This is a genomic window from Candidatus Poribacteria bacterium, assembly GCA_026702755.1.
Classification (GTDB): Bacteria; Poribacteria; WGA-4E; order WGA-4E; family WGA-3G; genus WGA-3G.
Genome location: JAPPBX010000017.1, coordinates 114,730 through 138,757, shown reverse-complemented (window position 1 = coordinate 138,757; position 24,028 = coordinate 114,730). Strand labels below are relative to the sequence as shown.

The 24,028-nt window shown below is 46.4% G+C and carries 23 protein-coding genes; 7 read left to right on the top strand and 16 right to left on the bottom strand.

Features of this window, described 5'->3' with window-relative positions; translation table 11 throughout:
- Positions 1 to 22 precede the first annotated feature (22 nt).
- From OXH39_03470 to OXH39_03440, 7 genes are all read right to left on the bottom strand, one after another.
- Positions 23 to 1,069: a hypothetical protein gene (locus OXH39_03470; GenBank protein ID MCY3549496.1), complete on the bottom strand. Its 1,047-nt coding sequence runs from the start codon at positions 1,067 to 1,069 to the stop codon at positions 23 to 25.
- A gap of 234 nt (positions 1,070 to 1,303) precedes the next feature.
- Positions 1,304 to 2,095 (bottom strand): hypothetical protein, encoded by a 792-nt coding sequence (locus OXH39_03465; GenBank protein MCY3549495.1) that lies wholly within the window; start codon positions 2,093 to 2,095, stop codon positions 1,304 to 1,306.
- Positions 2,096 to 2,152: 57 nt separating this feature from the next.
- Entirely contained in the window at positions 2,153 to 2,998 is an 846-nt protein-coding gene (locus tag OXH39_03460; protein MCY3549494.1) for a hypothetical protein, read from the bottom strand.
- A gap of 302 nt (positions 2,999 to 3,300) precedes the next feature.
- On the bottom strand, positions 3,301 to 4,017 hold the full coding sequence (locus tag OXH39_03455) for a hypothetical protein (GenBank protein ID MCY3549493.1): 717 nt from the start codon (positions 4,015 to 4,017) through the stop codon (positions 3,301 to 3,303).
- Positions 4,018 to 4,038: 21 nt separating this feature from the next.
- Positions 4,039 to 4,842: a hypothetical protein gene (locus tag OXH39_03450; GenBank protein ID MCY3549492.1), complete on the bottom strand. Its 804-nt coding sequence runs from the start codon at positions 4,840 to 4,842 to the stop codon at positions 4,039 to 4,041.
- A 21-nt stretch (positions 4,843 to 4,863) separates the two neighbouring features.
- On the bottom strand, positions 4,864 to 5,691 hold the full coding sequence (locus OXH39_03445; protein ID MCY3549491.1) for a hypothetical protein: 828 nt from the start codon (positions 5,689 to 5,691) through the stop codon (positions 4,864 to 4,866).
- 15 nt (positions 5,692 to 5,706) lie between these two features.
- Positions 5,707 to 6,486 carry a hypothetical protein gene (locus tag OXH39_03440; protein ID MCY3549490.1) on the bottom strand — a complete coding sequence of 260 codons (780 nt, stop codon included), beginning with the start codon at positions 6,484 to 6,486 and terminating at the stop codon, positions 5,707 to 5,709.
- A 427-nt stretch (positions 6,487 to 6,913) separates the two neighbouring features.
- Here OXH39_03440 and OXH39_03435 point away from each other — a divergent pair, with 427 nt between their 5' ends.
- The gene (locus OXH39_03435) at positions 6,914 to 8,260 is read left to right on the top strand and encodes a glycoside hydrolase family 32 protein (protein ID MCY3549489.1); all 1,347 of its coding nucleotides are present in this window, start codon (positions 6,914 to 6,916) and stop codon (positions 8,258 to 8,260) included.
- A 136-nt stretch (positions 8,261 to 8,396) separates the two neighbouring features.
- Here the strand turns inward: OXH39_03435 and OXH39_03430 are convergent, their stop codons facing one another.
- Together OXH39_03430 and OXH39_03425 are read right to left on the bottom strand one after the other, a co-directional pair.
- Entirely contained in the window at positions 8,397 to 8,726 is a 330-nt protein-coding gene (locus OXH39_03430) for an iron-sulfur cluster assembly accessory protein (protein MCY3549488.1), read from the bottom strand.
- On the bottom strand, positions 8,723 to 9,103 hold the full coding sequence (locus OXH39_03425; GenBank protein ID MCY3549487.1) for an iron-sulfur cluster assembly scaffold protein: 381 nt from the start codon (positions 9,101 to 9,103) through the stop codon (positions 8,723 to 8,725). The genes OXH39_03430 and OXH39_03425 overlap by 4 nt, the downstream gene beginning before the upstream one ends.
- 311 nt (positions 9,104 to 9,414) lie before the next feature.
- Here OXH39_03425 and OXH39_03420 point away from each other — a divergent pair, with 311 nt between their 5' ends.
- Together OXH39_03420 and OXH39_03415 are read left to right on the top strand one after the other, a co-directional pair.
- Entirely contained in the window at positions 9,415 to 10,113 is a 699-nt protein-coding gene (locus OXH39_03420; GenBank protein MCY3549486.1) for a hypothetical protein, read from the top strand.
- 42 nt (positions 10,114 to 10,155) lie between these two features.
- Positions 10,156 to 10,848, top strand: coding sequence for a hypothetical protein (locus OXH39_03415; protein MCY3549485.1), 693 nt, complete (start codon positions 10,156 to 10,158; stop codon positions 10,846 to 10,848).
- Here OXH39_03415 and OXH39_03410 read toward each other — a convergent pair.
- Genes OXH39_03410 through mqnE form a run of 3 tightly spaced genes read right to left on the bottom strand, consistent with a single transcriptional unit; the run spans position 10,838 to position 13,305 of the window.
- The gene (locus OXH39_03410) at positions 10,838 to 11,338 is read right to left on the bottom strand and encodes a Fur family transcriptional regulator (GenBank protein MCY3549484.1); all 501 of its coding nucleotides are present in this window, start codon (positions 11,336 to 11,338) and stop codon (positions 10,838 to 10,840) included. The genes OXH39_03415 and OXH39_03410 overlap by 11 nt on opposite strands.
- A gap of 12 nt (positions 11,339 to 11,350) precedes the next feature.
- Positions 11,351 to 12,190, bottom strand: a complete 840-nt coding sequence (locus tag OXH39_03405; GenBank protein MCY3549483.1) for a menaquinone biosynthesis protein — start codon at positions 12,188 to 12,190, stop codon at positions 11,351 to 11,353.
- Complete coding sequence (gene mqnE / locus OXH39_03400) at positions 12,169 to 13,305, bottom strand: aminofutalosine synthase MqnE (protein MCY3549482.1); 1,137 nt, start codon at positions 13,303 to 13,305, stop codon at positions 12,169 to 12,171. The genes OXH39_03405 and mqnE overlap by 22 nt, the downstream gene beginning before the upstream one ends.
- A gap of 249 nt (positions 13,306 to 13,554) precedes the next feature.
- On the opposite strand from mqnE, the gene OXH39_03395 reads away from it, so the two are divergent.
- From OXH39_03395 to OXH39_03380, 4 genes are all read left to right on the top strand, one after another.
- Positions 13,555 to 14,355: a sugar phosphate isomerase/epimerase gene (locus tag OXH39_03395; protein MCY3549481.1), complete on the top strand. Its 801-nt coding sequence runs from the start codon at positions 13,555 to 13,557 to the stop codon at positions 14,353 to 14,355.
- Between the two features lie 4 nt (positions 14,356 to 14,359).
- Positions 14,360 to 15,190, top strand: a complete 831-nt coding sequence (locus tag OXH39_03390; GenBank protein ID MCY3549480.1) for an SAM-dependent chlorinase/fluorinase — start codon at positions 14,360 to 14,362, stop codon at positions 15,188 to 15,190.
- A 58-nt stretch (positions 15,191 to 15,248) separates the two neighbouring features.
- Entirely contained in the window at positions 15,249 to 16,244 is a 996-nt protein-coding gene (trpS, locus tag OXH39_03385; protein MCY3549479.1) for a tryptophan--tRNA ligase, read from the top strand.
- A gap of 558 nt (positions 16,245 to 16,802) precedes the next feature.
- The gene (locus OXH39_03380) at positions 16,803 to 17,579 is read left to right on the top strand and encodes a LamG domain-containing protein (protein MCY3549478.1); all 777 of its coding nucleotides are present in this window, start codon (positions 16,803 to 16,805) and stop codon (positions 17,577 to 17,579) included.
- A gap of 253 nt (positions 17,580 to 17,832) precedes the next feature.
- On the opposite strand, the gene OXH39_03375 is transcribed toward OXH39_03380, so the two are convergent.
- The 4 genes from OXH39_03375 to OXH39_03360 all read right to left on the bottom strand — a co-directional run bounded on the left by OXH39_03375 (position 17,833) and on the right by OXH39_03360 (position 24,028).
- The gene (locus OXH39_03375; GenBank protein MCY3549477.1) at positions 17,833 to 18,123 is read right to left on the bottom strand and encodes an RNA-binding protein; all 291 of its coding nucleotides are present in this window, start codon (positions 18,121 to 18,123) and stop codon (positions 17,833 to 17,835) included.
- Positions 18,124 to 18,540: 417 nt separating this feature from the next.
- Complete coding sequence (polA, locus tag OXH39_03370; protein MCY3549476.1) at positions 18,541 to 21,426, bottom strand: DNA polymerase I; 2,886 nt, start codon at positions 21,424 to 21,426, stop codon at positions 18,541 to 18,543.
- An 18-nt stretch (positions 21,427 to 21,444) separates the two neighbouring features.
- Positions 21,445 to 22,515 carry an NAD(P)/FAD-dependent oxidoreductase gene (locus OXH39_03365; GenBank protein ID MCY3549475.1) on the bottom strand — a complete coding sequence of 357 codons (1,071 nt, stop codon included), beginning with the start codon at positions 22,513 to 22,515 and terminating at the stop codon, positions 21,445 to 21,447.
- Positions 22,516 to 22,582: 67 nt separating this feature from the next.
- A complete protein-coding gene (locus tag OXH39_03360; GenBank protein ID MCY3549474.1) occupies positions 22,583 to 24,028 on the bottom strand; it encodes a menaquinone biosynthesis decarboxylase in 1,446 nt (481 codons plus the stop codon).

The following is a 24,028-nucleotide window of genomic DNA, read 5'->3' as shown; positions in this document are numbered from 1 at the left end:
TTTTAATCTCCTTATAGTTATCTTAATCTGCTTTGATTTCTCCCCACATCGTCGTTGATAATTGTACCGAAGGTGAAACGCTTAATGTTGGATTAAACCAATCTGGACTTGAATTACTGCCTTCGTGTGTCAGTTGCGTTGGGGTACCGCCGTTCAGGTCCGTTTTGAAGAGTTGTGAAAAAACGCCCACCCGAGCGTTGTAAATGAGTTCGTTGCCATCTGGAGACCAAGTAGGGTTATAGGAGGAATGTTCATCGGTAATCTGATGAAGTCCTTTGTCATCGCTATCCACAGTGTAGATTGTCCCCTTCCTAGACACAAGAAAACCCTGTTCATTAAACGCCGCTCCATCAGGTTTCGTAAAGACAATCTTGTCGCCTTGTGGGGACCAGCTTGGATGGAATATCCACGGCATCTCTTTTAAAGGGAGTATCTTTCGGGTGCGTCTCTGTAGATCAAAAATACCCAATGGTGTGCTTTCACGCCCACCCACCACAAAGGCTATCTCGCGCCCATCAGGAGACCAACTTGGCGTAAATCCATCTGTCAATTCTTCAACAGAGTCTCCGTTTAAATGCGCGACGCAGAGCGTGAGGTCAGCCGCAGGGACAAATCGCATCCCAGCTTGTAATTTTGCCTTTCCTGGATCTCCTTGGGCATAGGCAATTCGTTTGCCATCGGGTGCCCAAGCAGGCTCCCATCTATATTTGCTGCTTGCGAACACCTTCCGCACATTTGTGCCATCGGCATCCATAAGATACAAATCGAAGATTCCGTCTCGATCTGAACTGAATAGAATCTGTTTCCCGTTTGGCGACCACGCTGGATGATAATCGGCTGCGGGATGCTGGGTCAAATTGACTTGGTCACTCCCATCAGGGTTCATTATATAGATTTCGGGATTACCATCCCGCTTTGACATGAACGCGACTTTCGCTGTTGTTGGGGCTTCCGCCCATACGATAGCACTGCTACTGAACACAAGTAACACAGTGACAGCGTAACTTAATATTGTAAACTTGGTATAACCCCAATTCATTGAAGAAAGAAAAATAGACTTGCGCGTCATAGGATACTCCCGACTATGGATAAATTTTGATCTTTTATTTTCCCTATACTGAATTATAGAAAATACTTTACGTAAACATCCGTCTACAGAGAGCTCTGTTCGCTTAGATTCTGACCTTAATATAGTGACGCGGGTGGCAGACAAAACGGTTGCCTAATTTCACGAAAGAAAATGTAGCATAGAGAAAGAACGCGGTTAAAAGTAGGGTTGTATTGAATATACAAAACCTGTGTGTCAATTTGATCCTTTTTTTCCAACCTCAGCTTCTACTGAAATTGTAGCTAGAAAAGCGTTGGTACTCCCTTCCTCACTGGACCAACTGCCAGTCCCCCCTAACTTAAAAACCTTGCCGCGGTCGAAACGATACTTAATTGTTCCTCTTTTATCGGGAGGCACATCCCATGCAGAGGCAAGCACCCCGTGAGGCATACCTTCTGTGGGAAGTTCAGCATCACCATCATAAAGATCAAACGACCCCGCAGGTTCAGCACTTCCTACTGATATATCAATAACAAGCAGACCACCCTCTTCAAACGCTGTCGTGTCAATTTCAATAACAGTATAATCTTGATAACCTCGTTTTGGGGTCCGAAAAATATTCAGAACTTCCCGCTTAGGTTTTTCACTCGTGAGTATAACTTTCAAATCTTTTGACATAGCAGCATCTAATTCAGAAAAAGCCTTTGAATCAGGTTCTGATAAAGGTTGGGAAGAGTCTTCACTGAACCCAGGGAGCTTTCCTGCTAAGGAATCTTGGAGAAATGCCAAGTAATTCTGTACGATATCACCACTCGAAAAAAGTTCATTGAGAGGTTGCTTACCCATCAGTTTAAGCTCCGGTGAAATAACCAAAATATCCACCGGTGAACGTTTCTTCCACCCTTTCATGATTGCCTGTGCCAACGGGTGCGTTTTGTCAAACGGCTTAAACCCGTGCTGACGGCGCATTGCCATGAAGGCTTGCTTATTCGGCGTGCGCTCTAATTCCACATTTGATACCCAGGTATTGATGAAATTTTCATTCAAGAATGCTATGTTTCGATTGTCGGAGAGGACAACTGCCCTCAGAGTTTTCCCGCTTCCTCAGCACGACTCATCGGTCAAAGGTCCATCTATGGAGATAACATGAATCGGCTTCTGCTGTGCTTGCACCATTCCCAACACCTGATCCGGGGGCACCCAATTGATTTGCTGCGCTTTGTAAAAGTTTCGTATCAGTGCGTCTTCGGCAGCTTCTTGGGTAATGGATTCCGTGAATTTAACGTTTCCGAGCAAATCTTGCGTCCCAGCACGGAGTTCCATTTGCGAGCAAAAACCAGCTGCTGTTATCCTGCGCTCGCCAAACCTTTTCCAATTGACATCATAATTTACCGGACCTTCGGGGACGTGCATCTTGAAAAATGCAACGCTTTCTTTAACTTGATCAATAATCAGATGTCCAGCAAACTGAGAAGGTGTGAACCAACCATCTTCTAAGACAAACTCTGCATGGATACGAAATACAATGTCGGCAAATTCATCGTTGTAAGCGCGTAGGCATGCCCACAGACCACGAGAATCTCCCATATTGATGTGCATGTCCAGGCTTGGATTGGGGTGCAGCTGCTTCAGCAATTTCAATGCACCCTCCTTATCAATCTGCCAGAGGTCACCGACTGAAACCGATTTATCTGGAAGAAAAGCACGAAAAATCGATGTCGGGTACCTTTTCTCTGGTTCAGCAACCCGCAGGTTCATCAAATTGTTCCATTCCTTAAAGAAAGAATCGGACATCGTATCTCCGATCGGAGCAATGAAGCCTTTGACAGACACCTCTGAAGTGTCATCAAGTTTCAGTGTTATTTTGTTGTTTGTTGTTGAGGGGTCGTCGGCGTTTAGTTGTCCACTCATTATTACCAGAATGACCAGTCCAATCGTTAAGATTTTCATTTTCAAATCTCCTTACAATAAAAATTTATTGGAATACACTTTGCAAACATCTTCTCTACAAAAAGTTGCTGCTCGCGTAGGTTCTCATCTTGATATATAGTGACGCGGGTGACAGACAAAACGGTTGCCTAATTTTCAAAAAATCGGAGAAATCGGACACAAAATTACCAATTTGGTATGTACTTTGTGGGTTTGAGAATAAAAACGGAGGTAAATGTTGAAAATCAACGTCGAACTCATGCTTGTTTAATAGAACGTGGATAGGCAGTCCGACGTTGACAGGTAGGCTAAGACAATATATTCTATTTTTCAAATGGAGGGACGATAGAAACACGCGCCAGAAAAGCATTGGTGCAGTTTGTCTGATTGTCCGAACCCGTAGCGACCAACTTAAAACGCCGACCCCTGCTAAAATCATGGAAGATATGTCCTATACCACCGGGCGAAACGTCCCATGCACCTTCCAGTGCTTTATCCGCATCGTTTGATGTAGGAATTTCGGTATCGGCATCAAACAACTCAAACGTCCCTGCTGCCTCACCTGTTCCGACTTGTATCTCAATGTGGAGTATCCCGCCGCGTTCAAATGGTGTCGTATCAATTTCAACGACCGTGTAATCCGGAGTATCGGTGCCAGAAGCGCGAAAAACCTGCAGCACCTCCATCAATTCTGTACCCAAACTGATTGGATTTCCATCTAATTTTGACCCTTGCCCAACACGAATACGTCTCCCTTCAAACACATCTGCAGCATGCTGTAACACCGATAGATACGCTTGCGCCTGATTCTTGTAAGGCAGTGCCATCTCCGGCTGATGCATGATAACTTCCGCATCGGGAGTCAGGACCAGAATATCCACAGAGTCCGTGTAGTGACGTTTCATCTCTTTAGCGACAAGGCTGACCGCCTCCCCTTTCGCACCGCCTATCAGTTCCGGTAATTCTCGGAGGAGTACCCACGTATTGACAAACTTTTCGTTGAGCGTTCTTATCACCTCTGGATCAGAGAGCGGACCCACCCTCAAATACTTGCCGTTCGCTCAGCACGATTCATTGTCTAAGCACCCCCAGACATGAATCGCATGGATCGGACGATTGGTTTCTTTCGCCTGTGTAACTGCCGCATCAATCGGCAACCAGTTAATCTCCGAGAATTTGTAGAATTTCAATTCCAAGGCGCGGTGTGCCTCTTCCATTGTGATAGCAGCGTCCCACGCGATTCCGTTCTGATCCGTCTCGTCCGTAGTGAGGAGTTCCATACGCGGCACAAATACCATGTCAATACCACCGAAGGCACTGATGATAACGTTACTATTGCGTGGAGGGAGATGGAGCGAAAATGTCCGAACCGTCCCTTTTTTCAGATTGATTAACAACCGTCCAACAAAATGAGAAGGGACAAAACGGGATTTATTATCATCGTCCTCCGACGAGTTTTTGTCTTGCCACGCCTTATAGGCAGCACTCTCCAGCGTGAAATCAGCATGAATTCGGAAAGCGACCTCAGCGTAATCCGATGAAAACGCACGTAAGCATGCGAACGCCCCTTCCGCTCCGTGATATACGGCTGTGGTTGCATCAAGATGAAACTGATGAAGGAAGGAAATAAGCCTGTTCGGATCAAGTTCCCAGACATCTCCTACCGCTACAGTTGATGGTGGAAGGAACGCATTGAAAACATCTATCCCGTATTCCTTGACAGGCTGATTTGGAGACAGGTCAAATAACTCAGTGAGTTCTGGTGAGTCTTTGTGCATATTAAACGTAGAATCCGCAATAGGATCCCAATGCGCGTGTACCTGTAGGCTCGCCGAACTATTTAGTACATTACAAAGGTTTATCACTCTTTACCTCCATATCCACAGCTATTCCGTTTCAGATTTCACGGAAACTTTAGCGAGAAAAGCGTTGATACTCCCCTTCTCACTGAACCAATCACCAGTAGCACCCAACTTAAAGAACCCACCTCGCTCGAAAGGATACCTGATAATTCCCTTTTTACAGGGCGGAATACCCCATGCCGAACCGAGTGCGTCCTGAGGCACACCTTCTGTGGGTAATTCGCTATCCCCACTGTATAAATCAAACGACCCCGCAGGTTCAGCACCTCCTACTGATATATCAATAATGAGCATGCCGCCATCTTTAAATGCCGTTGTATCAATTTCAATGACAGTATAATCTTGATAGCCAGATTCTGGTGTCCGGAAAATGTTCAATACCTCTTGTTCAGGACGCTCATGGGTGAGTGCAATTTTCAAACTGTTCACAACAGTCCCTGAATTGAAAAAAACATTCCAATCAGTTGTTGGCTGAGGCTCCAAAGTGCTACCATCCAATCCGGGCTGTTTCCCTGCTAACGACGCTTCAAGAAAGAAAAGATACGCCTCCTCGTCCCCAAGTCGTTCCAATTCAGTATCGAAGAAGTCGTTAACAGGCATGCTGCCCATCAACTCAAGTTCCGGCGAGAGAATCAAACAATCTACGGGTGAATGCTCATTCCACCCCTTCATGATAGCCTGTGCCAAGGGATAGCTTCTGTCAAAAGTCTTGGATTCATCTTGAAACCGCCGTGTCATGAAGGCTTGCTTCCTTGGGGTCCGCCTTAATTCAACATTCGATACCCAAGTGTTGATAAAATTCTCGTTCAAGAACGCTATATTCTGTTCATCAGAGAGAGCAACTGCTCTCAAGCCTTTTCCGCTCCCTCAGCACGACTCATCTGCCAAGGGTCCATCTATGGATATAGCATGAATTGGCTTCTGTTGTGCTTGTGCCATCTCTAACACCTGAGTCGGTGGCACCCAGTTAATCCGCGCGAATTCGTAGAAACGCAGTATTAAGGAGTGCTTCGCTGCCTCATAGGTGATGGCTTCTGTGAATTCAATCTCTCGAATAATATCCTGTGTCCCAGCACGGAGTTCCATCTGCGAGCAGAAGCCAGCATCAGCACTCGTCCAGTTGAGATCGAAATTCACAGTGCCTTTAGGAACATACATCTCAAAAAACATAACACGTTGTTCAATCCGATCAATAACGAAAGTACCCGTAAACTGCGACGGTGTAAACCAACCCCCTTCTAACTTGAACTCCGCATGAATCCGAAAAACGATCTCGGCAAACTGATCGTTGTAAGCGCGCAGACATGCCCACAATCCACAAGAATCCCCGGAATTGATATGCATATCCAAATTCGGATTGGGATGAAGTTGCTGGAGCAATTCAAGGACGCTGGCTTCTTCTATCTGCCAAAGGTCGCCTACCGAAACAGGCTTGTTCGGAAGAAATGCTCGAAAAACAGATACTGGATAGCGTTTTTCTGGTTCAGTGACGCGTAGATTCGCTAACGCCTCCCACTCGACATGAAAATTGGATAGGGTGTTCTCAATCGGAGCGATGAAACCTTTCACAGACACTTCTGCGTCGCCATCAAGATTGAGGGCGATTTTTTTAGTTGTTGATTCTTTATAGGTATTAAGAGTTTCCATTTTTCAATTCCCTCACTAACATTTGAGTCCTTACCTCAATATATAATGACGCGTATTTCGGTCAAAACGGTTGCGTAATTTTGCCTAAAACGCTCAATTTAGCATGCATTTACAGAAAATTGCTGAATAAACAGGAGTATCCTGTTTTACCGTTTATACACATTTTCGGATGCACCTTCGCCAACAGGATAACAAACTCCGCAGTAGGAGGGAATTCCGATTCCCGACTGCTGACTGGTTGCTGTCTTTCTGTAGGAGCGACCCCTCACTTAAAATGTCTAAAAACTGAAAACGAAATAGCCTTAAAGAATAAAAGCGCAACCTTGACAAAATAAAAAATCTACATAGAATAGTCAGCAAAATAGAAGCAATAGCGTGTATCTCTTTGCAACGCTTAAAATCGATAAAATCGAAAGGAAACAGTTTAATGATTCAAACGGCTTATCAGGAATCATACCGCCCACAGTTCCACTTTACGCCGAAAACCAATTGGACGAATGACCCAAACGGCTTAATCCATTACAAAGGCGAGTTTCATCTCTTCTTTCAACACAATCCATCGGGCATCAATTGGGGCAACATGACTTGGGGACACGCTGTCAGCACAGACCTCGTCCACTGGAAGCAACTTCCACACGCCATCCATCCAGATGAACTCGGCACCATCTTCTCCGGTTCAGGTGTCGTGGACTGGAAAAACACCGGTGGTTTCCAGACCAGTGACGAGTCGGTACTCGTCAACTTCTACACATCTGCTGGCAGCCATGCACCGGAGCAGGTGCCGTTTACGCAAAGCATTGCCTACAGCAACGACCGTGGACGGAGTTGGATAAAATACGAGGGGAACCCTGTGATTGAGCATATCGTCGGGAGTAACCGCGATCCCAAGGTTATCTGGCATGAACCTACGCAGAAATGGGTGATGGCTCTCTATCTCGACCAAAATGACTATGCGCTATTCGGTTCAACAAACCTTAAGGAATGGACAAGGTTATCCGACCTACAGATTCCAGACACCGAATGCCCTGACATCTTTGAGCTTCCCGTTAACGATGATCCCGACAATACCAAATGGGTTTTCTGGGGCGCGGCGGGAAAATATTACGTCGGTAACTTTGATGGAACGACCTTTACGCCGGAGGGGGACGCACAACAAGCTGACTACGGTGCCAACTTCTATGCAGCGCAAACATGGAGTGATGTACCAGAATTCGATGGAAGACGTATTCAAATCGCTTGGATGAGCGGCAGTAACCCACCGGACATGCCCTTTAACCAACAGATGAGTTTCCCGTGCAAGCTAACCCTTCGGACAACTTCGGAAGGCATCCGTCTACATCGAGAACCGGTCGCAGAAATCGAAAACATCCACGCGTACACGCATGCGTGGAGCGACCTGCCGCTTGAACCAGATGAAGATCCGCTTGCAGGATTGACAGGTGAGTTGTTTGATATACGAGCTGAAATAGCCCTGAATGATGCTGCCGCTGTTGGTTTCAAGATTCGTGGGCAGGATATCCGTTACGATGTCGCATCGCAACAATTGACATTCTTAGAAAGAAGTGGACCCCTGGCGCCACAAGATGGGAAAATCCGTTTGCAAATTCTGGTTGACCGTATCTCTATTGAGGCATTCGGTAACGACGGGGAACTCTCTATGACTTCTTATTTCCTCCCAGATTTGGACAATGCGGACATCGGAATCTACGCGGAGGGAAGCGCAGCGACTTTAGTATCACTGAAAGTACACGAGTTAAAATCTTCGTGGGTGTAGTATCCAACGAAAGGAAACCCAATTCACCAAAAAGCGCGCCTCACTGGGCGCGCTTATATAAAACTCTATGTTTTAAAACGGTTATCTTTTTTACAGAGGTGCTTGCAAAGTGAGCGTACCGAACAGACGGAAATTGTTAAACGCTAAACGACTCACCACAACCGCACGTGTTTGTAGCATTCGGGTTTGTTATTTTAAAACCTGAATCCATCAACCCGTCGTTATAGTCGAGTACGGAACCTGCAAGATAGAGCGTACTGCGCGGATCAATGAAAACCTTTAAGCCGTGAAAATCAAACACTTTGTCGGTATCCTTCGCGGCACCAAATTCGAGGTTATATTGGAACCCGGAGCATCCACCGCCGACAACCTGCATCCGCAAGCCGAGTTCGGATTCAGCTGAGGTTTCACTATTACTAATAAGTGTAATTGCTTTTTGTGCGGCAGATTCTGTGACATTAATCATGGTGCTTGCATCTCCTTCTTAGACAGAAAATCAGCAATTGCCGTTTTTAGGACTTTTTCAGCAGCGTTGGCGTAACGCTGTTTATCTTGCGGCAGCCCTCCTAACGCTTCAGAGAGTTGTGCCGCTGTAATTTCTTCTGCTTCCGGGATATATATTCCCGTAACCAATTCAGTGAGGACAGATGCGCTCGCGATAGCGGTAGGGCATCCGAATGCTCGAAACTTCGCCGCAACAATCGTGTCGTCGGCTATCTTGAGTGTTAGTTTAAGCATCTCGCCACTGGCAGGAGAACCGACAGTGGCAGAGCCATCAGCATCTACGATAGACCCGACATTGCGCGGATTTTCATAATGTTCGGTTACCTGTGGTGTATACATCCGACGTTTCCCACATTGCAGAAGAAAACCTATTTTTGCAATTATACAATATTTCCAAACGATTGTCAAGTTTTTAAGTTTACAATTTTAACCGAATTCGTTTAAACTATGGTAAATTATCAAAATATGCAGACATCTCGGTGAACCACGAGTTGTTTTTAAGATAGATGAAGTTTCCGAGTTTGTAGTGGGGCAGTTCACCTTTCATCCGCGTCTACCCCTATCAAGATTAGGAAACTTTGCCACTTCTATAGTGTCCAAGTAATTGCAAAACCTGCTATAGTTCAAACTAAGGCGAAGGAGAATTCACAATGCTTCAGAGAGTTCAATTAACGCTCAGTTTAGCCCTTGGTCTTCTACTGGTCCAACCGTTTACAGGCTTTGCCGTGGAAGAATTCAAAGTCTCGGAAAACGGAAAAGGTGAACAAATTTGGTTTGAGGCAGAAGCCTTTGATGAGAGGGATTCCGAGGATGTTTATAAATTGGGCAAAGGCGAAAAGGCTGTAGACCCTGCCGACGGTGCGTTTGGGGATATCATCACCAACGCCGGTGCTGGGAAAAAAGGTTGGATACTTTACAGGTTCGACATCAGTCGTGCTGGCGGGAAAGCCGGAGAATGGCGTTTTATCGGGCGCGTTATTAATCCAAGCAACCATTCGGATTGGCTATGGGTTTTGGGCGACGATGGTGATAAGATCCCAGATGCGGAACCTGCCTTTGCTCGTCCTGCTGATATTATCTTTGAAGAAAATGTTCCCGAATGGACATGGAAGAAAACAGGAGATTTCGGACAGGATGCTGGCACGATTAATGAACTACAAGACGGTGAGAACGTTATGATGATATGGACACGGCAAAGTTCTCTTCAGGTACAGTACGACGTTTTCTGCTGGTCCAGTGACTTAGAGTATCAACCTACCGATGAAGACTACGAGAAAGCGGAGGAAAAAACCTTACCGGTGCATCCGGATGGTTTGCTAACCACAACGTGGAGTCGGCTTAAGCAGTAACTGCTTCAAAATAGCAGAAAAATACGATGAAGGAGAATTATTATGCTTCAAAGATGTCAATTAACCTTCGGCTTCGTTTTCTGTTTCCTATTGATACAACCGTTTACGGGCTTTGCCGTAGAAGACTTTAGAGTTTCTAAATACGGGAGTGGCGAACAAATTTGGTTTGAGGCAGAAGCCTTTGATGAAAGGGACTCCGAGGATGTCTATAAATTAGGCAAGGGTGAAGGTGCACTTGATCCCACGGAAGGTGCCTTCGGAGATATCATCACCAACGCCGGTGGACAAGGTTGGATACTCTACAGGTTCGACATCAGTGCCGCTGATGGAAAAGCAGGGGACTGGCGGTTTATCGTGCGCGTCATTAATCCGAGCAACCACTCGGATTGGTTGTGGGTTTTGGGCGATGATGGTGATGAAATTCCAACGGACAAACCCGCTTTTGTTCGTCCTGATCACATCATCATGGAAGAGAACGCCCCTGAATGGACATGGTTACGGACGGGTGATTTCGGAAGTGACGGTGGCACGGTCAACAAATTACAAGACGGTGAAAACGTCATGATGATATGGACACGGCAGAGCTCAAACCAGGTCCAGTTAGACGTTATCTGCTGGTCAAGCGACTTAGATTATGAGCCTACAAACGAAGACTACGAAAATGCTTCCAGCGGACTTACGGACGTTAATCCCGAAGGGCTGCTTACCACAACGTGGGCACGGCTTAAACAGTAGTTTCGTCCTTTTCATCAGGTGTTTTTGGTTCTAATTCTGCTTGGCACTCAGCACAATAACCGATGATCTCATTACGGAAGCGCACGGCTTTAAAGTCGTGTGCTTCACACACCGCCTTTTGTAAGGCATCAATCCCCGGCTCTTTAAACTCAACAATCTGATTACACCGTAGACAGATGAGATGTGCATGTTCTCGGAGCGAATGGATACTCTCGTAGCGAGTGTTCTTCTGTGCATCAATAAATTCTGTCAATAACCCACTTCTCACCAGCAGCGGCAAGGTCCGATAGATCGTCGGGCGGGACACGCGGTAACCGTTGCGGCGCATCTGAACCAAAAGGTCTTCCGTTTGAAAATGACCCGGATAATCGAAAACTTGGTCTAAGACATCCAATCGTTTTTGGGTCAGACGAAGTCCACAACTTTTGAGATAGTCCTCAAACTGTTTTACAAATTCAGTACCGTTAGTGGATTTTTCAACGGTTTCCATTTCCCGCCTCTTTCAACTGGATGCAAAAGTTAATGAACGGCATGTCGGCGCGAGGTTATTCTTCACAGCATACTTATAAAAGAGTTCAATGCCAGCGATTGCAGGTTCGTCAAGATCATATTTGATCCGATTTTGCAAATAGTCGAGGCAGAGCGTTTCAGGTAGACCGAGTTTCTGTGCCTCAATTTGCGCGATTTCCGGGATTTGTGCGATACCACACGTTTTCGATTGAAGGAGTACTTGCGGTAAGTTGCCAAGATGTGCTTCTTTTCTTGCTACCCAACACGCATAAACGAACGGCAATCCTGTTAACTTATACCACGCCTCGCCGAGGTCAACACTATATTCTGTTGAACCGAGGTGCCTGAGGGCTGGATCCCCAATCAGGAGGACCGCCTCAAAAGGCGGATACTGACGGTTTTGAAGTGCTGTGCTTGGAATTACTGTCGGCGCGCACGTTGTAAACGCTGGTGAAACCCCATATTTTTCAGCGAGTAAGATTTTTAGTAAGGCAACGGAGGTACGGGAACTCGTATCAAGTGCGATGCGTCGAATTTCGCGAATCGGTACGCGACTGAACAGTTGGATACTTTTGACACTTCCGTGCGATGCAATTGATATATTTGGTAGAATGCAGAAATTCGTACCCGAAGGCTTCGCACGAAAATATTCGATAATCGGGATTAACCCGACATCAAGTTTACCTTCACTTAAGCATGTTGCGACGCGGCTTGGTACATCAACACTGAGCGCAATATCCGTCTCGATTTCTTCGTTCAAAAGGGGATAAATAAGCGGTTTGGTATTCAAAAATGAGACCGCACCAACCCTTAAGCGGCTTTTCTGTACCACCGGTCCCCCTCTCGAACAATTTCATTGTAAAGCGTATCGCGCTCAACAGGCACGAAACCGGCTTCCTCAATGAGGTGCGTCAGTGATGAAACAGAAACTGCCTCTGGTGTGTCCGCACCCGCCATGTGTGTGATTTTTTCCTCGGTTACAGTCCCATCAATATCATCGGCTCCGAAACGAAGTGCGACCTGTGCAGTTTTCAAGCCCGTCATAATCCAGTAAACTTTAATATGTGGCAGGTTATCAAGTATCAGGCGTGCGACGGCAATGTTCCGAAGATCGGTCAAGCCCGTCGTTGATGGCAGATACGCCATGCGGGTGTTCGCAGGATGAAACGCAAGCGGAATGAACGTCACGAAACCGCCGGATTTATCCTGTTGTTCCCGCAACCGAATCAGATGGTCTACCCTATCCTCGTTTGTTTCAAGATGTCCATAAAGCATTGTTGCGTTTGTGGAAATACCGAGGCGATGCGCAATATCGTGAACCTCTAACCAACCTTCTGCACTCAATTTTCCTGGGCAAATCTTTTCACGTGTTTCTTCCGCAAATATCTCAGCACCACCGCCCGGCAACGAATCCAAACCCGCCTCCCGCAATGCTATTAGAACTTCCTCTATTGACATTTTAAAGATACGTGAGAAGTGGTGAATCTCAACAGCAGTGAAGAATTTGAGGTGTACCTGTGGCATCCGTTCTTTGAGTCCACGAATGATGTCCAAGTAATAATCGAAAGGTAGTTTAGGGTGCAAGCCACCGACACTATGAATCTCAGTACATCCGTTCTCTATAGAATACATCGCCTTGTCTAAAAATTCATCAACACTCATCTCCCACGCGCCTTCCGTTTGCATGTTTTTTCGGGCAAACGCACAAAAGTGGCACCGGGCGTGCAGAATACAGACATTCGAGTAATCAATATGTTGGTTGATGTTATAGTAGGCAACGTTCCCATTTAAACGTTCACGGGCATGATTTGCAATAAACCCAACACCGGTAATGTCCGGGCTTTCGTAAAGCGCGATGCCCTCTTCAAAGGAAAGCCGTTGTTCTGCTTTGACTTTTTCATAAATGGCGGGCAATTTCGGATCCGTAAAGCGACTATAATTCTCCATTATCCCTTTATCCTGATTCGGTTCTCAATTTTTCTGCGAAGTTTGTAAGTTAAGAACTTGCTATAGTAAAGTGAAAAAATGCTTGACACTTGTTTTACAACAAAGGTATTATAGCACAACAACTTTTAAAGATGCAAGTCTTTTTAATATCGGCAGATGCGTATGGTTTTCCAGTAGGAGGGATCCCCGAATTCTGACTTCTGACTTACTCACTGCTGATGGCCGACTGCCAAAGGAAAGATAAAATCTATGTCTAAACTTGGATTGATTCATTACAATTACGCAAGTAAATCGCTTGACGATTTTCTAAAATTTACAAGTGAAACGGGGTTCCGCTACGTTGAACTCCAGATCGGCGATGTGTGGAACTCGGAAACCACTAATCCCGAACAAAACGCGGAAGCCGTGAGAACACAGGTAGAAGGTTACGGGCTGCAAGTCTCCGCACTCGCCGCAGGAAACGATTTCGTCGTGCTGGAAGAGGAAGCTATCCAATCCCAAGTTGCACGGATGGAGCGCATCGCAGGACTTGCCAAACTGCTCGGCACCTCAGTTCTTCGCACGGAGGGTGGTGCTGCAAAGGACGCTGTCCCCGAAAGCCGATGGGTGGAAGCGATGGCTGGCTGCCTAAAACGATGCCTTGAATTTGCCGAACGCGACGAAGTCTACTTGGCAGTGGACAACCACGGCATCGTTACAAACGACGGTGATTTGCAGGTAGAACTCTTTGAACGGGTCGGTTCCAAATATGTCGGTGCGAATATGGACACCATGAACTACCGATGGGCAGGACACGATTTAGAAACAGTTGGCAGATACTATGAAATCGTCGCGCCCTATACATTGCACACACATCTGAAAGACGGTAGAGGATCACGTGGAGATTACCGAGGCGAAGCACTTGGCGAAGGCGAAATAGATCTCGCAAAGGCAATCCGATGTCTGAGAGAAGCAGGCTATGACGGGGTCTGGTGCTGTGAATACGAGGGTAGAGAAAACGACGGCACAGGACAACGGAAAAGTTTTGCTTGGATGCAGGCAAACCTGTAATCAAATGAGCGAATCATCCCGTATCATCACGCTAACAACGGATTTCGGTATACGCGATACTTATGTCGGGATCATGAAGGGAGTCATCCTCGGCATCAATCCGAATGTGCAAGTGGTTGATCTCACGCACGCTATCCCACCACAAGATATCTACGAAGCCGCTTTCTCAATTTATGCTGCCCACAGTTACTTTCCAAGAGGAACGATTCATGTTATCGTAGTTGATCCGGGTGTCGGGAGTGATCGACGTGCGATAGTCTGCCAAACGGACAACGCATTTTTCGTCTGTCCCGATAATGGCGTGCTGAGTTACCTATTGCAAAGCACTGAGAACGAAGCACGCCCACCAGTAAATGCAGTAGAGATTCAGAACAAAGCGTACTATCTGCCAGAAGTGAGTAACACATTCCACGGCAGGGATATTTTCGCACCTATCGCCGCACACCTCTCCTTGGGTATTCCGCTTGAGGACATCGGTCCACCGGTGCAAACGCTTGTTCAACTACCGATTCAAGCACCGGAGCTATCCGGTAATACACTGACAGGGCAAATTGTCAAAATTGATAGATTTGGGAATGCGATAACCAATATCTCAGAAAGCGCAATTGCCGGTTTGGAAAGCGCGTCTACCGGAGAAATTTCCGCTTATGAAATCAGAATTGGAAGTATAAGACTTAACCGATTCAACCGTGTTTACGCAGAATCTGGAGTCGGTAAGCCTCTGGCAATTATTGGAAGTTCTGGGTTATTAGAAATTGCCATAAACAGTGGGAACGCCAAAGAAAGTTTGGGATTAAAGTGGGGAGATCCCGTTGTAATTCGGAAGTTCAATTGACATACCGACCTCAGATGGGTATAATAAAATCAGGACACAAAAAGGAGGATGGAAAAAATTGAAACAGATTGCTTTAACTGGGCTTAAACCGTCAGGATCGCCGCATATCGGCAACTATCTCGGCATGCTTAAGCCCTCGTTGGAACTCGCTGAAAAATTTCAAGCACTTTATTTCATACCGGATTATCACGCCCTCACAACAGTCAGAGACCGAAAACAGTTGGCGGATCTCACCTACCAAGCAGCAGCAACGTGGTTGGCGCTTGGGTTAAATCCAGACGACGGGATTATCTATCGCCAATCCGATATTCCAGAGGTGTTCGAGTTGGCGTGGGCGTTGTCCTGTTTCACAACAAAAGGTTTACTTAACCGCTCGCACGCCTACAAAGCGATCGTTGACGACAACATTGCAGCCGGACGTGAAGAGGATAAGAACATTAATGTAGGACTCTTTACCTATCCCGTTTTGATGGCGGCAGATATTTTACTCTTCGGAACACATTTTGTGCCGGTTGGGCTTGACCAACAACAACATCTTGAAATTACACGAGATGTCGCGCTTACCTTCAACAAAAATTATGGCGATGTCTTGACGATTCCAGAAGCCGTAATTCGGAAAGAAGTGATGACGATTCCTGGAATTGATGGTAGAAAGATGAGCAAAAGTTATAACAATGTCATCCCAATCTTCGCACCACCGGACCAAGTCCTTAAACCCGTCAAGCGTATTGTAACCGATTCCAAGCGACCCGAAGAGCCGAAAGACCCCGATGAGTGCAACATCTTCGCAATATACCGTCATCTCGCGGATGCAGATGCCGTTGATGCAAAGCGGAAACTCTATCTTGAGGGTGGACTTGCCTACGGGGCAATGAAAGAGGAACTGTTTGAGTTACTGGAGGCAACTTTTTCCGACAAGCGAGACAGATATAATGCCTTGATGGACAATCTTGATGAATTGGATAAAATACTCGAAACAGGTGCGGAAAAAGCACGCGACATCGCCAGACCGATTTTGGCGAAGGTACGTAAAGCCGTTGGCGTAAACCTCTAAGCGGAAGGTGAGGCATCGATGCCTTGCCCCTCGTTTTTTTCAATCAACTAATCCGATGAATCCCGACTCAGACAATTAATTAATAGGAGCATTTCCCAATTAAATTCACAATCTTCATTTAACCTCGCCCTCACAATGTCCAAGTAACTGCAGATTTCATTACAAAACTTCGTATCTCTTACATCAAATTCACGTTATAATTGTATCCTGTGGCACCCACAAAAAAGCACCGTAGGTCTTATGCCGTATAAGTATATCTTAAAGGTGGAATGATATCAATTTTCTCAGGGGATGGATATAATTGCGTTTGACACTCCAGAATTAATTTGATTTAAAAATCACTACGGATATATACTATAATAATAAAATAGCAGTGCCAGAAAAAAAATTTGCATTTTAATGCAAAATATGTCATAATGTTTTTATCTCCTATTCTGACATTGCGAGGAACATCGCGCGAGGAACATGTGCTGATAGTTTTACAGATAGCGGAGTAAGCCCATGAAATAGTCCCGCGTTGCAGCGCGGCAAATCTTTAAAGAAAGTGAGAGGATTCAAATGAAATTTAATGCTTTAACAATTATCCTGTTCGGTCTTGGATTGATGGCAATCAGTCTCGTTGCTGTGAACACCAGTAGTGCCGCAATTGACCAGAGTAGTGTTGTCGGTATTTGGTTGTTCGACGATGGCGGCGGAACCACAGCGATGGACTCTTCAGGAAACAATAACCATGGAACGATTGTCAACGCACCTATTTGGGTCGATGGACGATTCGGCGGTGCCTTAGGATTTGATGGCACAGGCAACTGTGTGAATACAAATCAAAAACTTCTCAACGGCGTACGTGAATTCACAGTCGTTGCTTGGGTAAAGCCGGGGAATATTACCTCTAATCGCGTCGGGTTGATAGGACAGAACGATTCACCGGAATTCGGTTTTATTAATCCCACTACCGTTGCACTATGGACACCCACAGCGGGTAGTAATAACAATGCATACGAACACCCAGCGGGTGAGTGGCACCACGTCGCTGCTGTTGCGACCCGACAATTCACGAAGGTTTACATTGATGGAAATGCTACAACGGTAAATGGAAACTGGCCCAACCACGGCAGATCTGATTTCAACGTGAATATCGGTGGATGCGGTGTTTGGGATGGTAGCGGCAATTGGTTCACAGGGGCAATGGACGAAGTGGCTCTCTTCCACGCTCCTTTGACAGATAACGATATTGCTGACGTTATGAATAACGGTCTGACTGCCTTAGGTGTCGCGGTAGAACCTGCTGGGAAAATCGCAGTAACTTGGGGAGCACTCAAACGGAAAGACTATTAGGCCATTTCAGTACATAACGGAAGTCTTGGGGATACGGCACAGATTGCGGTATCCCCAGTCTGTTTTCTATCAATTTAAATAAGTAAACCCCGGTTCAAGACCCGTTTAAATAAAACAGATCCCAAAACCGGGGTAAAACTTGTTAGCCGCAGCAGAACAAAAAGTAATATGTGTTATCCTATCGCGGCATTCCTCAATCCGACTTCCAGCAGTTCATGTAGATCGAACAACATTGAAGCCGATAGGAAATAGGCTAAATTCCCGCGTCATCGTCGTCATAGCGACGTGGCTCGCGGCGTTCTGTGCGAGGACGCGCAGGATTGACTTTCAGCGGACGTCCCATCATTTCTTGGCCATCCAACGCCTCTATCGCTCGCTCGCCATCCTCTTGGTTTTCCATCTCAACGAAGCCAAACCCTTTGGAGCGACCATCGTATCGGTCACGGATAATGGTAGCGGTAGCAACCGGACCATACTCACCAAAGAGTTCTTCGAGGTCGGTTTCCGTGGCCGCATAAGGCACGTTGCCAACGTAGATATTCATCTCGTTTCTCCTTTTGGAAATTATATACATTCCAATCCAGTATCATGAAGCCAACCGGTACATCTACACGAACCGGTAACCCTTCAAAAGACCAGAATATGGAATAAAAATACGGGAAAATGAGAAAACTGAGCACTGTCAGCATTTTCAAAGGCAGAAATTTGGCAGCAAGCGTAGGCGGACATTGCACGCAATGCCCATATTGCAAAGATTGGCAAAAATCAACTCTCATCAATCTCTGGTTGGAAGACGCATCACACTTCATAAATAGAGCGTTTCAGGTCCCAAACCGTAGAACTGTCAAAACACTACTCGTAACTTTGCCAGCGGACGCTATCACATTTCCCTTAAAATTTACAATAAATTATATCACAACTTTTGTTGTTTGTCAATTTTAATTTTCTGTATAGAAAAATTTTACTTTGCAACCATCCAATTATCACCGATTCCTGCCTCTGTCCGAAGCGGTACTTGAAGCGACATCGCATTCTCCATCTCTTCACAGACAATGGCGGCGTGCACCTCCGCAAGTGCCTCTGGCGTTTCAAGCACCAGTTCGTCATGAATCTGTAACAGCATTTTTAGGGGTAATCTGTCCGCATCAATTCGGTGCTGCACACGTACCATCGCCGCTTTCATCAGGTCTGCAGCAGAACCTTGCACTACAGTATTGATTGCCAACCGTTCGCCCAGACTGCGCCGACTTCGGTTGGTGGCATATATTTCGGGAATCGCACGCTGTCTGCCAGTGAGCGTACTCACATACCCGTGATCCGATGCCTGTTGGACACACTCTTGCAGAAAACGATCTATCCCTGGAAAACGTGTTTTATAATCATCAATAAGAGCAGCCGCTTCCTTTACACTCATCCCTTTAATCCGACGTGAAAGCCCTGTTGGGGATACCCCGTAAATGATGCCAAAATTAATAGTCTTTGCCTTATCCCGAAGTTCACGAGTAACCGATGCCGTCGGCATTTCAAACACCTGCGAAGCGACTGCCGTGTGGATGTCCAAATCCTGCGCGAAGGTTTCGATTAGTTGCGCATCTTCGCTAAAGTGGGCAAGAATACGCAGCTCAATTTGTGAATAATCCGCGCAGATTAACTTATGCCCCTCCGGTGCTCTGAATGCACACCGCAATTGCCTCCCAATCTCAGTTCGGACGGGAATGTTCTGTAGATTCGGACCGTCGGATTTCAAACGACCTGTCGCTGTTGTTAATTGATAAAGATGTGTGTGGATACGCTCCGTCTCTGGGTCGATAGCACTCTGAAGTTGTGCCAGATAGGTGCTTTGTAACTTACGGAACTGACGGTATTCAATTATTAAGCGCGGCACGCTCGTCTTTGGGTCGTTGATATCCTCCCTCAGAGAGAGTGCCTCCAACACGGTCACATCCGTCGAAACGTTGCCACCTCGCGTCCGTTTCACTGGTTTAAAACCAAGATCCTCAAACAATACTTGCGCGAGTTGCTTTGGAGAATCAATGTTACACGGATAACCAACGATTCCGTGAATCTGTTTTTGCCGAGCATCAACGAGTTCACTAATCACACTGCTTTGACGGTTGAGCTCCGACTTATCGCAAACAATGCCATTATACTCCATCTCAGCGAGAATAGGTGCGAGCGGCGATTCTATATCGCGCACCAATGCCGTAATACCCATCTCATCCAATTTCGGCACAAGAAAATGATAGAGTCGTAGCGCGACATCGGCATCTTCTGCAGCGTAAACTGTAGCCTGTTCCAAGGGAACTTCGTCAATTGTTTTCTGTCCTGCCGTATCAAATAGCCCGCCGAGATCTTCAACTTCTTTATCGGTGTCATCCACATCGGTTGCACTGTCGGGGAACGATGTGAGTTCCTCAAAAGAGATCATCTTGTGGTTCAAATGGAGCAATGCAAGCGTATCAAGATTGTGGGAGGGGGTTCGTGCGTCAACTAACTGGCTTGCGAGCAGCGTATCAAAAACGACTCCTTGGAGTTTAACCCCATTCCGGATGAGAATACCCGCATCAAACTTCAGGTTATGTCCACATTTCGGTAGATTGGGATCTTCCAGAATCGGTTTGAGTGCTGAAAGCACAGTCTCCGTATCCAAATGATCTTCAGGATGAGGTGAACGAACTGGCACATAAACACCATGGTTCGGTTTCCACGAAAAACTTAATCCGCAAAGTGTAGACTCGCGTTCCAAACCATCCGTTTCCGTATCAAAACTGATAATCTCCTGTGCCGAAAGGGTGTCAACGAGCTCTGTCAGTTGGGAGGTCGTAACAACTGCCGAATAGTCACCAGTTTCAGCTGTCTCATAGTCTCCCTTGTCCAAAATTGAGTCTGTTTTCTGCGCCAATTCTGCAACTCGCTCTTTGCGTGTTGTCGGTGTTGGTGCGGCGGAGGCAGAATCTCCATCCGCGAGTTCCGTTACAACCTGTTCATAACGCTTGAGTTCTAATTCTCGAAACAGCGGAAGGATTTTCTGGAGATCCAGCGGTTTGACACGTGCCTGCTCTATAGAGAAATCCGGGACAGCATCCCGCTTTAAGGTTACAAGCTGCTGTGCGAGTGCCAGTTGCGAACGCGCCTTTTCGAGATTCTCGCGACGCTTCCCTTTAATCTCATCAATATTCTCAAAAATACCATCAATGGAACCGTACTGCTGAATCAATTGCGCTGCCGTTTTCAAGCCGATTTTTTCAACACCGGGTACATTGTCTGAAGTATCACCCATCAACGCAAGCACATCAACGACCTGAGAGGGTTCTATGCCCTTCGTTTCGTTCAACGATCGCTCATCAATAATTTTGTCATTATGAAGGTCAAGCATCGTTACGCGATCACCAAGCAGCAGCTGCTCAAGGTCTTTGTCCCTTGAAATGATAGTGACATCGACATCTTGTGTCTCTGAATTGTCAAGTATTGCCTGTGTAACAGAGGCGATGATATCGTCCGCTTCCAATTCAGGTTTACCGAGCGTCAAGATACCGAATGCCTCAAGCAACTGTAAAATGCGATGAATTTGCGTCACCAAATCGTCAGGTGCCGGAGCTCGATTCGCCTTGTATTCCGAATAAAGTTCATTGCGAAATGTATCGCCCGGCGTATCAATCGCAGCGACGACATACTTTGCCTGAAGTTCGGTTAAAATTCTAATCAGTGTCCCGGCAAACCCGAACACAGCATGTGTCGCTTCGCCGGTGATACTGCTTGTCAAACCACTACGAATCGCGTAATACGCCCGAAATATCTCAGCGTGTGTATCAATAATGTAGACAGTGTCTTTTTGTCCGTTCTGCATTATCTCTATGTATCCCTCCTAATCCGGAAAGTGCCACCGACGCAAGGAGTCTGATGCCGACAAACCCGCTTCCTGTCCAAGTGCGAACGCCGTTGCGATCAGGTTCCGCTCACCTGATATGATGTCTCCTGCAGCAAACAGTCCAGGAATCGGATCCCCGTTGCTGTCGAGCATCTGCATATCCTCGTTTGCGACAATCAAGCCTTCCTCATCTTTTTGGTAGTCCCATCCGTCAAGAAACTTCGTATTTGGGATTAACCCTTCATCAACAAGGAAACCGTGGAAAAACAACTCGCTTCCATCAACCATCTCAAATCCTAAAAGGTCTGTTTTTTCACCAATGTGCCGTTTAATCTTTGTCTCAATGATATTAATTTTACGTGCCTTCACCTGTTCCAATATAGGTGGGGACATACCGTGCGGTCTACCGTTCGTTAGGATTGTAATTTTATCTGTAAAGTCTTGCGCACCGATCGCTGCCTCATAGATATAGTCACCGACACCAAGAAGTGCTAAATGTTCATTCACATGCAGATGTCCATCGCAACGGATACAGACGTGCCATCCTTTTTTGTTACCCGCATAGCGAAAGACCGTAGCATACTGCTTATAGAGCCGTTCCTCACCGGGATCAAACTCAATATCGGGCCACTTGTCGTCAAATCCAGCTGCAACCACAACGGTACGTGATTTAAAATGTGCTATCTCTAAAGACGTATTTTGTTTAAGTGTTTTTGTAGACGCTTCGAGTTCAAAGTAGTCGCCATTTCGCGTGAGTTTTTGTACCAAGCCATCGCGTATGTCAATTCCGGTTTTCCGTTTCTCCGATCCGAGCATGAAATCAACAACGGGACGACTTTCCATCCATTTCATGAGTTCTTTTGCAAAATGGGGTCCGATGATACCCGGAAAGACCGGAGCATCCTCAATTTCCACCGACTTCGACCAATACGCGCGCCCTCGACTAAAACTCACCTTTCCAGAATGTAGCACAAGCACATGCCGCATTTGATGGCTTGCTGAGACCGCGGCTTGCGTGCCAGCAGGTCCCGCACCAATGACTGCGACATCGTAAATCGTTTCTGCCATCGTTTTTCTCCTAACTTCTCATTGTGGGACGGGTTTGTAACCCTGATACCTATCTAAGTTCTATCTCTCAAAAGCCGTACTTTTTCCATTTCTCATCAACCAACGCAACGACCTCATCAGACATCTGAATTTCCTGAGGCCACTCGCGTTCGTATCCTTCCTCTGCCCACTTCGTCGTCGCATCAATGCCCATCTTAGAACCGGCACCCATAAGCGGGGAAGCATGATCCAACACATCCACAGGTCCCTCAACAATCGTCACATCCCGTTTCGGATCGACATTGCTTCCGACGTAGAAAAGCACCTCTTCGACGTTCTGAACATCAACGTCTTTATCAACAACGATGATGATTTTGCTGAACATCAGCTGCCCGAGTCCCCAGAAACTGTGCATAATCTTTTTGGCATGATACGGATAGCGTTTGTCAATAGAAATCAAGGCAAAATTGTGGAATACGCCGAACAGCGGTAGATTCATATCCACAAGTTCTGGCAGCTGCGTCTTAATCAGCGGCATAAAAATTCGCTCAGTCGCCTTGCCCATGTAGCAATCCTCCATCGGCGGTTTGCCAACGATGATCGTCTGGTAGATGGGGTTCTTACGGTGCGTAATCGCCGTAATGTGAAGAAGTGGGTATTCATCCGCCAAGGAATAAAAACCTGTATGATCGCCGAAGGGTCCCTCAATGCAGGTCTCATCCGGTTCAATATATCCTTCAATCACGATATCCGCATCTGCAGGCACAAGCATGTCAATAGTTTTGGCAGGGACCATCTCCACATTGGATTTGCGGAGAAATCCTGCAAATAGGAGTTCATCAATGCCGGAGGGCAGCGGTGCCGTACCAATGTAAGACATCGCTGGATCGCCGCCGAGTGCTATTGCCACAGGCATCTGTTCCCCTGCTTGCCGATATTCTCGATGATGTGAAGCACCATCATGGTGAATTTGCCAATGCATCGCTAAAGCGTGCGGGTTTATCTTCTGTAAACGATAAGTTCCAACATTTCGTTGACCCGTTTTGAGGCTATGCGTAAAAACTTGCGGTAAGGTAATATATTTATCCGCATCAAGGGGCCAGCATTTGATAAGCGGTAGGACATCTAAGGTCGCGTCCTCACCGGTCAGGACAACATCTTGACACGCGCCTTTTTTGACGGTTTTCGGTGGAAAGTTTGTGAGTTGGGACAGCATCCGCAAGATTTTCATTTTATCAAGGAGGGTATCAGGTGCGTCCAATTTAATCATACTCTCAATTTCGGACGCAACCTGTCCGAGATCATCAACACCAAGTGCCATCGCCATCCGCTGATAAGAACCGTAAGTGTTGATGAGAAGCGGCATCTCGCTGCCTTCGACCTTTTCAAAGAGAAGCGCGGGACCCTCTGCTTTACTCACCCTATCGGTGATTTCAGCGATTTCTAAGTCCGGTGAGACAGTCGTTTTAATCCGTTTGAGTTCGCCTGCACGATCCAAGGCTTTCACAAACTCCGCAAGGCTATCGTATGCCAT